The organism is Methanosarcina vacuolata Z-761, assembly GCF_000969905.1.
In the GTDB taxonomy this organism is placed as follows: domain Archaea; phylum Halobacteriota; class Methanosarcinia; order Methanosarcinales; family Methanosarcinaceae; genus Methanosarcina; species Methanosarcina vacuolata.
On sequence record NZ_CP009520.1, the window covers coordinates 1,505,002 to 1,520,725 of the forward strand.

Consider the following 15,724-nt stretch of genomic DNA (forward strand, 5'->3'; position numbering starts at 1 on the left):
ATAGAATTATAGATTAACTCACAAACTGATAATTTGGAGTTCTATTTTTATATTCCTAAACATGAATGAAATGCCTGAACAGGAAAAAATGATTTTTACCCCTGATCTTTTGTGTCAAAGATATTTTTATGAATTGACTTTATAAGATTTAAAAATATTTAGGTTTACTTGAGTGGAATATGCAAAAGTAAGAAATTAATATATACTGGAAGAATTACCAGAGTAAATGATAAACAGCTTTCAAGTTTTTAAAAATCTGGATGGTCCATATTTATTCAACTATATTTTAAAACACCACTCAAATAAAGAGACCATCAATATTATAAAACTCCTCAAAAATGAGGAACATATATACTCGCTTTATCTTGAAGCATCAGGTTTTGATCAACCTTCATTTGAAAAGGTTTTCGTTGCAACCCTTGACCACGCCGCTGTCAGGGCCTTTTCGGTCAAGCCTTTTTTCAAAAGGGTTGTGCTACAACCGTTGCGCCGGTTGATCACGCCGATAGGGTTTAGGGATCAGGTTATCAGACTCAAACAGTTCTTGGGGTTTTCGGTCAAGCCTTTTTTCAAAAGGGTTGCGGTCAAACCGTTTTTCAAAAGGGTTGCGGTCAAACTGTTTTTCAAAAGGCTTACCATAGATTTATCTCAAAATAATATATTTCATATAATCAGGAGATTTTCCATGAAGCTGATTGTACTTTCCGATACTCATCTGAAAACTGGAGTAATTCCCCAGCAACTTCAAACACTCCTGGACGAATGCGACCTAATAGTCCATGCAGGGGATTTCAGTACTGTAAAAGCCTATAATGCCTTCAACGCCAGCGGCAAATTAAAGGCCGTTTTTGGAAATGATGACACTTCCGAACTCAAAAAGCTCCTTCCAGAAAGGCTGAAATTCGAGGTTGAAGGTGTAAAAATCGGAGTTGTACACGAAGGAGGGCTTTCGGTTAACGATACAACTGCACAGGGTTACCTGGCAAAAGAAATGGATGTAGACATTCTAATTTTCGGTCACCTTCACAGACCTTTGATAGAGAAAAAAGATGTTGTGCTTGTTTGTCCCGGATCTCCTACCAAACCCAGGATGTCAAACCCAAGTGTTGTAGAACTTATAATCGAAAAAGGAAGCATTAATGGCAGGATAATTACTCTTGAAGGAGGTACCTGCGATTACATAAAGTTCCGGGATTCCCTGGAGAAAAGCAAGCAGGAAAAAAACCGAAACAAGAAAAAGGCTTGAACATCTCTGAAACTGGCAGGGATAGAACGAAGGGAATCACAATATGGACTACCCTGTAGGACAACCCTGAGCAGGGGCTTATTTACTGCTTGAAATCAGGCATATGCCCTGCTAACCAGGGTTAGGATATTCAATTTTAGCAAGCGCGGTTTACAGTGTTTCCAGTTTGAACATGGCACCTGTGCCCTGAAGACTCAGATACACCTTGTCCCCAAATTCGAGAATTTTCTCGACACTGACACTGCTATTCCAGTTATATACAAAATCATAGCTGCCCTTCACGGGCTCGAATCCCAGAGACATTAGCCGTTGGTTTACTTCTGACGGACGGGCCCCTTCACTGCTGAACCAGACCAGAAGATAGGTTTTCACAGGATCATCTCACTTATCAGTTTAGTTATTTACTCCTAAGTTTCATTTAAACACAAGTTACTCATTTTATACCATGTCTCGTTTATTTATGTATATTTTGCCTCTTCTGGCTCTGAGACCATTGACAGTATCAATATTTACATAATATAGCATAAGTTAAATTAAATAGAAAAGTTGCAAAATGACTCTTCGCTATTCTATATGGATAAAATGATTTTCGATTCAAGACCGCATTGATTGTTATGAGGAAATTATGAGGATATTCACACAAAAAGTAGAGCTGGACATTTCCACTTTCGATGTATGCAGTTGCTGTAAATATCTTGTCTTCAAGAGTCCCATCCGTTTTCACAATTTATGACTCGATCTCTCTTCCATTTTTACACAGAGAGAACCGGACTTTTTTGCCATCTACATCAACATGATTCACGACTAATGAATAGTTTTAACCCTATCTATGACGGTATCCATGAAGTTCTGTCAAGTCTACGAGGAATGGACAAATTATAAATTTGAGTTATGTTGAAAATGATTCTTATCCCCCGTAGACCTGAGTGCTGCTCTGAAATACGTAAAAAGCCTCAAAACAATTATGTTCAAGCTTGACAGAAACATGCATTTTCTAGAGGAAATGGCGGTTCATTAAGGTCCCCGATCTACTCAGTTTGTTTTTCCCACCACATTTTTACTCTGGTGGACCACCCTCTTTGAATAAGATTTCCATTATCTACCTCAAGAATGTCTTTCAGATAGGACCTGAGAACGGTCTCCTGGGTACTGGAGGTTACATTGTAGTACGACTTGAAATCCTCAACTGCTTCTTCAAAAGTTGCATACCTGTGGACGTGCTCGAAAGGGAAAACTTTAACATTTGGGTAGATTCCCATATTGTAGAGCACGTTGTAGAGAACATCGCACTTCGGGGCCGGCTGATACTCACATCCGTGAAGGAAAGGCCAGAGTCTCCGAGAATGCGCATCCCATGAAGTTTCCCCCGCAAACCAGTACAGATAAACATACCTTGAAGAAGTGTCTATCATCTTTTGAACCGAAGTCCGTATGTCTTTCATGCCCAAGGAATAAGAAGCAAAAACCACATCATAAGGAGCCGAAAGGTCGGATTCGACATCAACGGCTTCCCAATCTTTGTGTACGCAGTCGATGTTCTTGATTTCGTACTCTTTAATGTTTTCCTGCATGATGCTCATCATGCCGTCAGAAGGTTCAACAGCAGTTACATGAGCTACCTGTTGTGCAACCGGAATTGCAAGGGTACCGGGTCCTGACCCTATATCAAGAACTCTGGAGTCAGAAGAGAGTTTCATGCCCTTTATCCTCTTTTCGGTTATTGCCTTTGCGTTATTATCCTGAAACATATTCCAGAAGCGTCTGGCTCTTTCCTTGTTCTGCCATATAGATGAACAATCTACATTTTTGTTCGATTCTAACTCTCTTTCCAACGTCTCTTTCCAGACTTCATTCCAGTCAATGTTACATGGGTCCATATTATCAGCTCAAACTATTTACATATGTAATTTCTTAAAATTATCAAAATATGTTACAAAAACGAATACAAATATGAATATATATACTTTATTAAATGGTAAAACAAATTCATCAGAGCGGAGATCCAACGGAGTTGCATTTATTGAATTCTGATTGGCAGTACAGAAAAATGGAGATTTCTTGAATTGCACTTTAAGTGCAGTAACATACTACCCATTTCGCCAGTTGAGCACGATATTCTACCCCGATTTTTGAGATGATTGAGAATTGTTTATTTTTTCAGGCTTTCAGTTAGGTAACATCTTTGTTAACAATGTTTACATTTAGTTTTATAAGAAAACTCTTTTATCTAACTACGTATTACAATAATTTATTAAACTCACATTTATCATACAAATTTATTCACAATAAAAAGATGTTAGAAATACATCTATCGTTCTAGCCTATACAGTGTTTAAATTGGTTTTTAATTTCGAGATAAATCGTGTTCTTCGATTTCTCCTCGAATGAGCCTTTTAAAAGTCCGTTTAGCTGAATTGAGGATTATTTTATGGATCGAAATTTCAAGCTTATTTTACTAACCTGCATGCTGCTTGCAGTAATTGGTGCAAGTGCCTGCATAGGCGGAGAAAAGGATGAAACTGCCAAAGGAGACAGTTTAGGAGAAAACTCTCAGGATCTTGTTGTGGGCATAAGTTCAGACGTTAACAACTGGTATCTTGACAAGTTTGCGGATGGTGATGCCAGGTTTGTTTGGTCTCAAGTCTATGAAACCCTTGTAAGGCTTGACTCTAACCTGAATATTACTCCAGGACTTGCCGAGTCCTGGGAAACGACTGACAATGGGACGACATGGCTCTTCCACCTACGCAAGAATGTGACCTTCCATGATGGTACACCTTTTAACGCAGACTCGGTTGTGTTTTCCTACTCCAACAAATCCTATGTGAGACAGGCAGTACTGAAACCGATTAAAAGTATAGAGGCTCTTGATAATTATACCGTGAAATTTGTCCTCCAAAAACCCATGCCTCTGCCTTTTTACCTGACTCATGTAGCCTGGCCCATAATGGGACTTGGCTGTCTTGATAAAGCAGGAAATTTCGTCAAACCGGTAGGGACAGGACCTTTTAAATTTGAATCGCAGACAAAAGATCAGGAAATAATGCTTACCAGAAATGACGCTTACTGGGGAAATAAGTCTCTTCTTGATAAGGTTATTTTTAAAGTTATCCCTGATCCTTCTACGCAGGTTATGGCGTTTGAGAACGGGGAACTGGATATGATTATCAAGGTTCCAGAGTATGATGTCAATAGGCTTGAAGCCAAAAAAGGTATCCAGGTTCAAAGGAAGCTAAGTACCTTTACGGATTTCCTGCAATTCAATTGCGATAAAACTCCTTTTAACGACACAAAAGTACGCCAGAGTGTTGCCTATTCAATAGATACCAACGCCCTGGTGAACGATGTTCTTAACGGCGTTGGAAAACCGGCAGAGGGAAGGCCGTATTTCCCCAATATGATGTACTCTGACCCTGACCTGAAAACATATTCTCAAGACCTTGATAAATCAAAGGCTCTACTTAAAGAAGCAGGATGGGAAGATTCCAATGGGGATGGAATTCTAGAAAAAGATGGAAGTCCCTTGAATTGTACCTTGCTTGTGAGTAAGGGTGCATGGGCAGCCAGACATACTCTTATGGCTCAGGTTGTACAGGAAGACCTCAGGAAAATAGGAATGAATGTGGAAATTCAAGTACTTGATGAGGGAGCGATCAGCAAACTAGAAGGTGCGGGAAACTTTGGCATGATACTAAGAACTGGCTATTTTGTCTGGGGCCCCTATCCAAAACACTTCTTTATTCACTATTCTAAAAGTCCTTACTCCCACTACCACAATGAAACCTATGACCAGCTTGTAGATGCAGCAGATTCGACCATAGATTCGCAGAAGCAGAAGGAACTCTATTACGCTCTACAGGCTTTTGTAATAAAAGAAGTCCCTGCTTTCTATCTTGTACATGAAGAAAAGGTAGTAGCAACCGGCCCTTCTGTAAAAGGCTTTGTGATAACAGCAGAAGATCCCTGGCTGGACCTTTCTGGAGTTTATCTTGAAAGAAAGTAAATTCAAACAAGGTTCCGAAAGGATGAAACATTAAAAAACTTCACATACAGGAAGATAAACCTTAAAATAGAAATTCACAGACGGGAAGATAAACCTTAAAATGGAATGTCTGAGAGCATCAGAAGTTAAGAGACCGATATCAGAAAATGACAGAAACGTAAGAAGAATACCTATGTGGAAGTACATTGCAAAGCGCTTGGCCATGGTGTTAGTAGTAATATCAGGGGTTACTCTTGTTTCTTTTTTTGCTATGTACCTTGCGCCAGGAGATCCTGCTGAGCTCATAGCTCTTGAGAGATATGGACAGGATCTCGATGCAAGCCAGATTGAATCCGTCAGGGAAGCAGAAGGACTTGATGCTCCTGTTTATTTCCAGTACTTTATATGGCTGGATCATCTCTTGCATCTTGATCTTGGGAGATCTATTATAACCTCTGATGAGGTCCTTGAAGAAATTCTTTTGAAGTTACCGGCAACTATAGAACTTACAGTTGCAGGCTTATTAATCTCTCTCCTAATCGCCTTACCTATAGGAATTCTGAGCGCTCTCCAGAAAAATACTCTGCTTGATAATTGTTGCGCGTTTTTTTCCCTGATAGGTATTTCCATCCCTAACTTCTGGCTTGGAATTCTTCTGATCTGGCTTTTTTCCCTGACTCTTCATATTTTTCCTAGCTATGGGCATGGAAGCCTGAATCACCTTGCTCTTCCTGCTCTAACCCTTGGAATTTCAATGTCTTCAGTTACGGCCAGACTTACCCGAGCTAGCCTTATGGAGGTGATGGAGAAGGAATATATTTTGGCTGCACGTGCCAGAGGGTTTGATGAGTATACTATCCTTTTACGGCATGCACTGAAAAATGCCTTACTCCCAGTTGTTACATTTGCAGGAATGCAATTGGGTTATCTTCTTGGAGGAGCTGTTATTGTGGAAACAATTTTCTCTTGGCCAGGTATCGGAAAACTTCTTGTTGACTCGATCTTTGCAAGAGACTTCTCTATGGTTCAGGGATGTGTTCTTTTTATCGCAGTGCTCTTTTCTCTTTCCAGCCTTGCAGTAGATATATTGTATGCAGTGCTTGACCCGAGAATCAGGTATGACATGTATGATTGAAAATATAAAAATGGCTGAAAAACTTTCTATGAATAAAAAAAGGCTAAGTCTATGGCTAAGTCTATGGGAGTTTAAAAAAAACAGACTTGCGCTCTTTGGCATTTTGTTTATTGCTATCCTGTGTTTTCTGGCCCTATTTGCTCCCTATATCTCTCCAAATGATCCTTTTGTCCAGAGACTTGATAAACAATTTCTTGGCCCCTGTCGTGAATACCCTTTAGGAACTGATGAATTTGGGCGCTGCATTTTTTCAAGAGTAATTTATGGCACACGTATCTCTCTTGGCATTGGAATTCTCGTTGTTGCAGTTACATCCATTGCAGGTACCTCTCTGGGGTTGCTTTCAGGGTACAAAGGAGGCCTTTTTGATGAAATCCTTATGAGAGGTGTAGACGTGATGCTGGCTTTTCCCAATATCATTCTTGCCCTTATGATAGCAGGACTGCTGGGACCGGGGTTTTTAAGTGTCGTCCTTTCTCTTTCCCTTACTCAATGGCCTGTTTATGCAAGGCTTGTACGTGGACAGGTTCTCTCTTTAAAAAAGAGAGATTTTGTGGAAGCGGCAAGGGCTCTTAGACCCTCAAATTTCTACATCATGCGAAAACATATACTTCCAAACTGCATGGAGCCTGTAATCGTTCTTGGGACTCTTGAGATTGCCCATGTAATAATCTTTGCCTCCGCTCTGAGTTTTCTAGGACTTGGAATCCAGCCTCCGACGCCTGAATGGGGCTCTATGCTCAAATCCGGAATTCCATACCTGCGCATATCTCCTCACCTTTGTTTTATTCCAGGTCTCATGATTATGCTTACAGTTTTTGCTTTCAATTTTGCAGCAGACGGACTAAGGGCCAGCTTGGGACAGGCTGCTAAACAGGAGGTGCTGGATAGATGAGTATTTCTTCCCTCTCTCCTCCACTCCTTTCAGTAGAAAACCTGAACGTCTCTTTCAAAACCTCAAAGGGCCTTGTAAAAGCAAACGAGAACATTTCCTTTGAGATCAAAGAAGGAGAGATTTTTGGGCTTATTGGAGAAACAGGCTGTGGAAAAACTACTCTTGGAAAAGCCCTTTTGAGGCTGCTCTCAAATAATGCAAGGATAGAAGGGAGAATCATTTACAGGGGTAAGAATATTTTAAGTCTTTCTGAAAAAGAAATGAGGAGTCTGAGAGGAAAGGAAATAGGGATCATGCTACAGGACCCTTCAATCTGTTTTAACCCGGTCCTCTCTGTAGAAAGTCAAATTGCTGAAATTTATCGATACCATGAAGGCATGAAAAAAAAAGATGCAGAAAAGAAAGCTTCAGAGATGCTTGAGCTTGTTGGAATAGATTCCTCAAGAAAGTCTGAATACCCTCACCAGTTCAGTGGTGGGATGCTGCAGAGAGTTATGATAGCAGTAGCGCTTGCTCTCAAGCCAAGACTTCTTATTGCAGACGAACCTACAAAGGGGCTTGATCTTGATATAAAATTGCAAATTCTGGAAATAATTGCCAAGCTTGTTCGGAAGGAAAATTCTTCCATGCTCTTAATTACTCATGATCTGGATGTCGCCACTAAACTTACAGATAGGACTGCAGTGATGTATGCTGGAGAAATCGTTGAAATCGGGAAGACAGCAACGGTCATTTCCGATCCAAAACACCCTTATACTTTTGCACTACTGCATTCGCTTCCAGAAAAAGGGCTAATGACTGTTTTAGGTCAGTCTCCAAGTCTGATCTCTCCTCCTTCCGGTTGCAGGTACCATCCCCGATGTAGTAACCAGCTGGTAGACTGCTCAAAAATCCACCCTGAACTATTGGAACATGTAGATGATCATTTTTCCCGCTGCTTATTCTCTGAAAAAAGTAGTAAGAATGTAAAAAGAGAAGCACAATTGATCCCGGATACTCCTTCTCCTGGGTGTGTGGAGGTGGGCATATGGCATTGTTAGAAGTGAAAAATCTGAAAAAGCATTATTATTCCGGGCTTTTCCAGCTTCAGGTTAACAAGGCCGTAGACGGAGTCAGTTTCAGGATAGAAAAAGGGAAAACTCTAGGTCTTGTTGGAAAAAGTGGTTGTGGGAAATCCACACTTGGAAGAACAGTGTTAAGATTGCTTGAACCGACAGAGGGTAGCATTATCTTTGATGGTCAGGACATTTCAAAACTTAAAGGACAATCTTTAAAATACCTAGGAACCAGAATGCAGATTATTTTTCAAAACCCTGAATCATGCTTGAACCCGAAGATGAAAGTTTATGATATAATTGCAGAACCTTTAAGGCTTCACAGGCTTTGCGCTAAAGACAGAGAATTGGAGAGGGTAAAGGAACTTATTGAAATTGTTTACCTTAATGAAGAGCTTCTTTTTCGCTATCCCAAAGAGCTGAGTGGAGGTCAGCTTCAGAGAGTTGCAATTGCAAGAGTTCTTAGCATGAAACCAGAATTAATAGTAGCGGATGAGCCTACTTCGATGCTAGATCCTCTTGTCCAGGCTCAAATTCTTTCGCTTCTAAAGGGACTGCAAACCAAGTTCAAGATAAGTTTTCTGTTTATCTCCCACGATATTAAGGTTGTTGAATGGATGAGTGACGAGATTGCCTTTATGGAAAAAGGAAAAATTGTTAATCTTAAAGTAGTGTCACGTCAATCCTCAAAGATAAAATAATTCTGGCTCTTCGTTGTTTTGTGTGGATATCCTCATAATATTCTCATAAAAACCAATGCGGTCTTGAATTGGAAATTATCTTATCTATAAGGAATGACGAAGAGCCATTTTTTATCGTTCTATAATATTACCATATACATATTGTGTATCCTGTAGCCAAATATTTTCTGCGAACCCCTTTTGAACCCGAAACAGGACTCATTATTCTATGAGCCTATCCCAAAAGCTCATTTACTCTAATTATTGCTGCTACCATTACAACTCCTAAATATGATGTCTCTTTAATTTCATATCTTGGAAATACTTTCTTGCATGACTCTATCCAGCTAAAGAACCTTTCTACTATGCTTTTCTTTTTGTATTCTTCTTGATCTACTTTTATTGGTCTTCCTCTCTTCTTTTTCTTCCTATTTCTTTTATTTACTGGTATATTGGACTTTATTCCTCTTCTTCTGTTATATTTTCTAATTTTAGCTGTATCATACATTGCATCAGCTGTTACTTTGGAAGGCCTGTTAACAGGCCTTCCTACAGGTCTCTTTATATTGAAATTTTTAAGTGTAGGTATATAAAGTGTAGAATCATTCTTATTTGCAGGAACAATAATAATCGAGAGAGGCAGACCTTGCAAATCTACTAAAACGCTTATTTTTATTCCTTTTATTTTTTTGTGGCCATCGTAGCCGATATTCCCCCTTTTTTAGCCGGAACATCCTTTGTATCAGTAAAGCAGTGAGAAAGATCTATTTTATTCAAATCGTAACCTTTGTTTAAAAGTTCATTGAAAATCTTCTGATAGATGCCATGTTCACACAGATATAGATGGAATCTATGTACTGTTGACTTAGATCCATATTTCCTGGGAACGTCTTTCCACGTACAACCTGTCATAACAACATACAAAATACCGTTCATTAACTTCCTCAGATTTGCACGTGGCCTTCCTGTAGGCGGTTTCTGTGGAGGAAGATAAGGTTCCATGGATTCCCATAGAACATCATCGATTTCACGAAATGACATAAAGGTAAATTTATAATTTCAACATAATATTGCTTTTGGGATAGGCTCTATGATATTTATTGACTCACGAACTTAAGCGTTTTCCGGAAAAGGGAAAAGGTGGAAATTTTCGGAATTTATCTTTGTACCTTTATATTATGGATTCGCTTGATAGGGAATTGTCCTTCTCCAAAGTTGTCCTGTTCTGATTCTGAGAATAGTACCAGAGCGGGAGATAAAGAGCAAGCACCACGAAGCCGACTATCGTTGAAGTCCAGCCTAACTCAAGGCTGTTCAGGTATATTATTCCAATTAGACATAGAGGCAGGTTAAAGAGCCCAAAGAAAAAGGCTACGTATTGCCAGTTTCCAGGGGCTTTGAACGGTCTTTCAAGCTTCGAGAACCTCGGGTCAATTTTTGCCTTAACATATGCGAGCAGACTTATCCCATTGGCACAGACATAACCTATTGCCGAGGCTGCAACTATAGCTGCAGGAGTTCCCAGGCAGATGAAACCCATATTCAAGAGGGCAATGACAATCATTGCATTGACTGGAGTTCCATGTGCATTCATTTTTCCAAAGAACCCTGGCAGATTTCCTTCTTCAGCCATGGAATACATAGCCCTCGAAGCTCCGAGGAAGGCAGTCTGGATAATTAGAACCATTGCCGCAATCAACATGAAGATAGTCAGAGACCCGCCTATGGGACCAAGAGTCATCTGGGCTATAGGCAGCATCGGAGAAACCGGTTCGGACAGAATTCCTTCAATTCCCAGAGCTCCTGTACAGGCTGCCTGGACGAGAATGAAGGTCACAAGGCAGATCGCACCGCAGATAAAGAGGGCTTTTGGGACATCCGATTTTGGCTGTTTATATTCGGGCCCGTAGATCGCTGCGGTTTCCCAGGCGCAGGCACTCCACTGGGCCATCGCAAAAAGCCCGAGCAGGATCAGGATATGCTGGATGTCCCAGCTCCAATCTGTGGGAAGCCAGGCACCGGTAATATTACTGAATTCAAAGTGCCCGGTTACGAAAGGTGCAAGGGCAATAATGATAAGTGGGGCAAGCGAAAGCACGGCAAGAATGTACCCGAGCGTTGCTCCGCCGGCAAGCCCACGATAGTTGACCAGGATCAGAAGCACGAATACGACTGCGCCGGATGCAAGGTAAACAACAAGGTCAGGCACGCCTGCAAGTGCAGGGACCAGGCCTTTAAGATAGCTCCCTATCAGGATTGAGTAAATTGCAAGGACCGGATTCCAGGCAAACCAGTAACTCCAGGCACTGAAACCTCCAAGCAGTTTGCTAAGGTCATACCGGTTGTTTGCATTCCCCGTAAAAACACTCTGGGCGTACCCTGGAAGCCCGGATGCTTTTGGGAACATTGTAGCAAGTTCTCCGTAAGCAAAATTTTGCATGAAACCCTGAAAGACAGATAACGCCCAGATAATGATTGCAAAGGCCCAGACATAATTTGCAAAATAGCCTATGGAAGGCAGGATCAGCACAGGAACTCCCAGGGCAATTGCAAGGCCCTGCTTCCAATCAATTGTTCGCTGGAGCCCTTCGTTTTCACTTTTTTCGTCACTCATCTTCAAGCACACTCCTATAATTACTATAGATGGAAATTGACGATTCGCACAGCTCTTGCAGCACAAATCGACTCATAAAAGCCTGCAAATGGAAAAAGTGGAAAATCCGAAAAATTAAGTTTTTCTCAAGATATTTTCAAGAGATATTTTCTCAAGATATTTTCAAGAGATATTTTCAAGAGATATTTTCAAGAGATATTTTCAAGAGATATTTTCAAGAGATGTTTTTCTCAAGATATTTTCAAGAGATATTTTCAAGAGATATCTTCCAGAAATATCGCCAAGAAGCATTATCAGGAAATATCCTGAGAAAGATCTACAGGAGATCTGTATCAGCTTCTTCATATCTTTTTGGTTATTTCGGAGTTTTTCTTTACGCTATCTCTTTACGCTATCTGCTTTCTGAAGAGGTTACAGGAATTAATCTTAATATCGAGCAACTTTTCGATGTTCATTTTTGCAGCAATACCTTTTGCAGCGCCTGGCACTGACGTTATAACTCCAATGTCGAGTTCTTCACGCAGCTCACGCATAACGTGCTCGTCTACAAGATCCATCTTGTCGACCCCGAGTTTCTTTGCAACGTATTCTTTTGCCTCTCCTATGCGCATATTCTTTGAGAACTCCATCCTTGCAACAAGGTCTCCTGAAGCCCTAATTCCAGTCATACCTGAAGCCATTATGTGGGAAATCGGCATACCCATTGGGTCACCGACTCCGATCTATATGCCGTCGACGCCTGCAATTTCGACCATCGCCTTGCTTGCTCTGGTAACTGCATCAATAGGGGGAGTTTCAAGCATAGGAATTCCGCCAACTCCCATACCCATATTTACATGACAGGGAATTGGAGAAGCTCCTACTGCAGCCTTGATGAAAGTAACTGCACGGGCAAGGTTCCAGGCTGAGGTTTTGCTGGTGTTGGTATTTACCACAGGCCCGAAAACGTTTGCTCCAGCTTTTGCAATAAGAGGAGCCTGCTGATGAGGCCAGAGACCTGCAAGGGTAATGCCGTCGTACTGGAGGTTTCCGTGCATACCAAGTACGCATTCTCCTGCCATGCCTGCTTCAATATACATATCAGGGAACTCTTTCCGAAGTGCTTCAATAGCATGGAGTGTACCATACATGTCACCGTCGCCTGCTGCACCGGTTGTGTCGAAGTTGACCCCATCGGCACCGGAGGCAAAGAGTTTCTGCATGACCCAGACCGTGTCTCTTGTCAGGTGTTCGGCAGCATGTTCCATTGATTCCCAGGCTTCCTGGATTTTGAAAGCCTTCATAAGGTCGCCAGGGTTCTCAAAAGGTCCATCAGGTGTGTAATAAAGTCCCATATTGGGCATTGCACCATAAAACAGCGGAATGACCATGTTCTGCTGGCAGACCTCCATTGCCTGGCATTCATTTGCTACGACAGGTTTTACCGGCTTGAAACTGTAATCAATGTGCCCGAGTTCCATTGTGTCAGCAGCAAAAGCACGCTCGTGCATCATGCAGCCTACAAGGCGGCTGGAAGGAATACCGACACCGCTGTTGCCCTGGTCGCCGTCAAGCCTGATAGTGCCGATATCGTGCGTTACTGGGATTTCCATTCCCTGTTCCACACTTACAGCCTTGCCTGGCATTATAAGGATCTCTGCAAGCTTGTCCATTTCATTGGCGCTCAGAGTAGGGATTTCACCAAGATCGGCAGCATTTGCAGTTCCGGCTTCAATCTCTGCAATTATCTTTTCTTTGGTAAGGTAGACACGTTTACCGTCTCCCATACGCAAAGCGTGTTCAATTGCCATTTTTATCCTCCATAAGATCAACTTAATTTAGACCAATGATATTCTTGATAATTGGGGTTCAGAGTATTGGGATTCAGAGTTATAGGGTTCAGAGTATATGGTTCAGAGTAGCATTTCCTTTGCTTTTGCGACAGCTTCGCTTGCGTTTTCAGCATAGCAATCTGCGCCGATTTTGTCAGCCCATGCCTGGGTTGCAGGGGCTCCGCCTACCATAATTTTTACTTTGTCCCTGAGTCCTTCTTCTTTGAGGAGTTCAATTACAGACTTTTGCCCCTGAAGGGTTGTGGTCATAAGGGCGGAAATTCCAATCATATTGGCATTGACTTCCTTTGCTTTTTCGATGAAGTTCCTGACCGGAACATCACGGCCAATGTCGTATACTTCAAAACCAGAAGACTGGAGCATCGTGGACACTATGGACTTTCCGATATCGTGAACGTCGCCTTCGACCGTACCGTTTACGATAACCCCGAGTTTCTTGCTCTCTGTCCCTGCCGGAAGCTCAGCTTCAAGCACTTTTACCCCTGCTGTCATTGCATCAGCAGCTATCATTACATGGGGCAGGAAAAGTTTCCCTCTCTCAAAAAGAATTCCTACCTGGTTCATGCCTGCAGAAAGACCTTTGTCAATGATTTCAGCAGGTTCCATGACCTTTTTTGCTTTCTCGACAGCTGCAAGAACTGCATCTTTTTTACAGGAGATAACTGCATCAGAAAGCTCCTGAATAAGTTCTTCTTTAGTTGCCATTTTTTGTACCTCCGTGACTGCCAGAAATTCCCTTAGTATTTGAAGAAAAAACTGAATCTGGCACTCTAATTGGATATTAATATATAAGTCCTGAATTATTTAGCCCAACCTGTAGAGTTTTTTCAAAAAAGGCGGGAACTTGAGTACTGCATGTGCATTTGAAAAGCCAGTATGCTATGACACCCCCGATGGACATAGCTCAAGTCATGAGATTTTTCAATGGTATTGAAAATTTCAACGGGATTTTGTAGAACTAAATTTCAAGTGCAGTTAATGACTGAAGTAAAAAGACATTTAGAACTTAAAACCTGTAAATTCGATATCTATGTAAAGCCTGGAAAGATAGATCAGTAAAATATGTGTCATTTTTGGTATCATATTTCCGTTGATCTGGAATTCATATGCTACCTTCTCTTCCATTTTTTAAATGTTCTTGGTGCTCTTTAAATGCTCTTGATGCGAGCCGAAAAATTCCAGCAGGCTATTAATGGTTGAAAGACTGGAAGGCCAAATATGGAGGATTCAAATTTACTCCAGAATGTACAGAGTAATTTTTCCCCTAAAAACACTCGATAGACAGTCTCATATCTGCGTTTCTAATATTTTTTGCATTTGATGGGGAAGAGATTGTTAGATAATGTTACTTCAGGTATGACCTTACCGCAATTGAGAATATCTCCTGGGAAGGGGTGTATCCTTTTTCTTTATGTTCAAATTTTTTGTCATATTCTTCTGCATCAGTTTCATTAATTTCCAATACCGGACTGTATTTATACTTCCAGTTATGCCCTTTAACAGATCCTTCTTTTAATTCTAAAGCGAGCATGCCGTAAGGGTATTCGCCATTCAGATCACTAATATTGAAGTCTTTGCTGCTTTTAAAACCGTGCTTGCAATAGTTATGGGGGTCGCCGAATATAACAATTATATTTATTCCATCGTTTTTAGCAATATCAATTGTGTGGTGAATTAATGCACCGCCTACACCTTTCCGCTGATATTTCGGTAATACACTTATGGGGCCAAAACTTGCAATTTCCATCTGAACGCCATCTTCCGAATACAACCAGGCTCTGGTGTACATAATGTTACCAATTATTTCACCATTATATTCTGCAACAAAATCAAGTTTCTTAATAAAATCAGGATGATCTCTCATGATATGTACCAAATAATGTTCATTACAGCCAGGTACATAGAGGTTCCAAAATGCTTCTCTCGTTACGTTTTCGACTTGATTGAAGTCCTCTACTTTTTCATTGCGAATTGTAATATCCATGATAAATTCCTTTCTATTGTTTTATTCGGTATATCTGGTTAGTATTAATTACGGCAATTCAATGATATTAAATATTAGCATATTGGGCTTTATATCGTTTTAAAGCAATGGTTTTTGCCTGAAATTACTGTATTTTTTCCTTTTATCTCAATAAATAGTCCTCAATTACAACTCTATTCAAGCAAAATCATGTGGGTTTACAAAAAACAGCAAATTGAATATGTGACTTTTACTATCTGATATAAAACGTAAAATATATTGAAAGTTTTGGGCTATTAGTAAATAGATATATGAGAGATGT

Annotated in this window: 14 protein-coding genes and 1 pseudogene; 6 read left to right on the top strand and 9 right to left on the bottom strand. The window is 40.8% G+C overall.

The genetic code is table 11. From position 1 onward, the window contains the following. Positions 1–685: 685 nt before the first annotated feature. Positions 686–1,246 (top strand): metallophosphoesterase, encoded by a 561-nt coding sequence (locus MSVAZ_RS06430; RefSeq protein ID WP_048123760.1) that lies wholly within the window; start codon positions 686–688, stop codon positions 1,244–1,246. A gap of 150 nt (positions 1,247–1,396) precedes the next feature. On the opposite strand, the gene MSVAZ_RS06435 is transcribed toward MSVAZ_RS06430, so the two are convergent. Both MSVAZ_RS06435 and MSVAZ_RS06440 read right to left on the bottom strand, forming a co-directional pair. Further along, positions 1,397–1,618, bottom strand: coding sequence for a hypothetical protein (locus MSVAZ_RS06435; RefSeq protein ID WP_048119470.1), 222 nt, complete (start codon positions 1,616–1,618; stop codon positions 1,397–1,399). A gap of 656 nt (positions 1,619–2,274) precedes the next feature. Next, a complete protein-coding gene (locus MSVAZ_RS06440) occupies positions 2,275–3,123 on the bottom strand; it encodes a class I SAM-dependent methyltransferase (protein ID WP_048119472.1) in 849 nt (282 codons plus the stop codon). 551 nt (positions 3,124–3,674) lie between these two features. Between MSVAZ_RS06440 and MSVAZ_RS06445 the strand changes: the two genes are divergently transcribed. The 5 genes from MSVAZ_RS06445 (at position 3,675) to MSVAZ_RS06465 (ending at position 9,014) form a co-directional block, all read left to right on the top strand. Continuing rightward, positions 3,675–5,249, top strand: a complete 1,575-nt coding sequence (locus tag MSVAZ_RS06445; protein WP_048119475.1) for an ABC transporter substrate-binding protein — start codon at positions 3,675–3,677, stop codon at positions 5,247–5,249. Between the two features lie 100 nt (positions 5,250–5,349). Next, a complete protein-coding gene (gene nikB, locus MSVAZ_RS06450; protein WP_232316237.1) occupies positions 5,350–6,363 on the top strand; it encodes a nickel ABC transporter permease in 1,014 nt (337 codons plus the stop codon). Continuing rightward, on the top strand, positions 6,347–7,258 hold the full coding sequence (nikC, locus tag MSVAZ_RS06455) for a nickel ABC transporter permease subunit NikC (RefSeq protein WP_048119478.1): 912 nt from the start codon (positions 6,347–6,349) through the stop codon (positions 7,256–7,258). Before nikB ends, nikC begins: the two co-directional genes overlap by 17 nt. Continuing rightward, on the top strand, positions 7,255–8,298 hold the full coding sequence (locus tag MSVAZ_RS06460; protein WP_048119481.1) for an ABC transporter ATP-binding protein: 1,044 nt from the start codon (positions 7,255–7,257) through the stop codon (positions 8,296–8,298). The genes nikC and MSVAZ_RS06460 overlap by 4 nt, the downstream gene beginning before the upstream one ends. After that, complete coding sequence (locus MSVAZ_RS06465) at positions 8,286–9,014, top strand: ATP-binding cassette domain-containing protein (protein WP_048119484.1); 729 nt, start codon at positions 8,286–8,288, stop codon at positions 9,012–9,014. The genes MSVAZ_RS06460 and MSVAZ_RS06465 overlap by 13 nt, the downstream gene beginning before the upstream one ends. Positions 9,015–9,228: 214 nt before the next feature. On the opposite strand, the gene MSVAZ_RS06470 is transcribed toward MSVAZ_RS06465, so the two are convergent. The 7 genes and pseudogenes from MSVAZ_RS06470 to MSVAZ_RS06495 all read right to left on the bottom strand — a co-directional run bounded on the left by MSVAZ_RS06470 (position 9,229) and on the right by MSVAZ_RS06495 (position 15,423). Further along, complete coding sequence (locus tag MSVAZ_RS06470; RefSeq protein WP_232316102.1) at positions 9,229–9,645, bottom strand: transposase; 417 nt, start codon at positions 9,643–9,645, stop codon at positions 9,229–9,231. 29 nt (positions 9,646–9,674) lie between these two features. Then, the gene (locus tag MSVAZ_RS06475) at positions 9,675–10,034 is read right to left on the bottom strand and encodes a transposase (protein ID WP_048119490.1); all 360 of its coding nucleotides are present in this window, start codon (positions 10,032–10,034) and stop codon (positions 9,675–9,677) included. A 130-nt stretch (positions 10,035–10,164) separates the two neighbouring features. Then, positions 10,165–11,607, bottom strand: coding sequence for an APC family permease (locus MSVAZ_RS06480; protein WP_048119493.1), 1,443 nt, complete (start codon positions 11,605–11,607; stop codon positions 10,165–10,167). Positions 11,608–11,993: 386 nt separating this feature from the next. Beyond that, positions 11,994–13,397, bottom strand: a pseudogene (gene mtbB / locus MSVAZ_RS06485) ([dimethylamine--corrinoid protein] Co-methyltransferase). A gap of 102 nt (positions 13,398–13,499) precedes the next feature. Beyond that, positions 13,500–14,144: a dimethylamine corrinoid protein MtbC gene (gene mtbC / locus MSVAZ_RS06490; protein WP_048119496.1), complete on the bottom strand. Its 645-nt coding sequence runs from the start codon at positions 14,142–14,144 to the stop codon at positions 13,500–13,502. Between the two features lie 294 nt (positions 14,145–14,438). Further along, entirely contained in the window at positions 14,439–14,564 is a 126-nt protein-coding gene (locus tag MSVAZ_RS21520) for a hypothetical protein (RefSeq protein WP_269746811.1), read from the bottom strand. A 220-nt stretch (positions 14,565–14,784) separates the two neighbouring features. Next, entirely contained in the window at positions 14,785–15,423 is a 639-nt protein-coding gene (locus MSVAZ_RS06495; RefSeq protein ID WP_048119499.1) for a GNAT family N-acetyltransferase, read from the bottom strand. Positions 15,424–15,724: the final 301 nt, after the last annotated feature.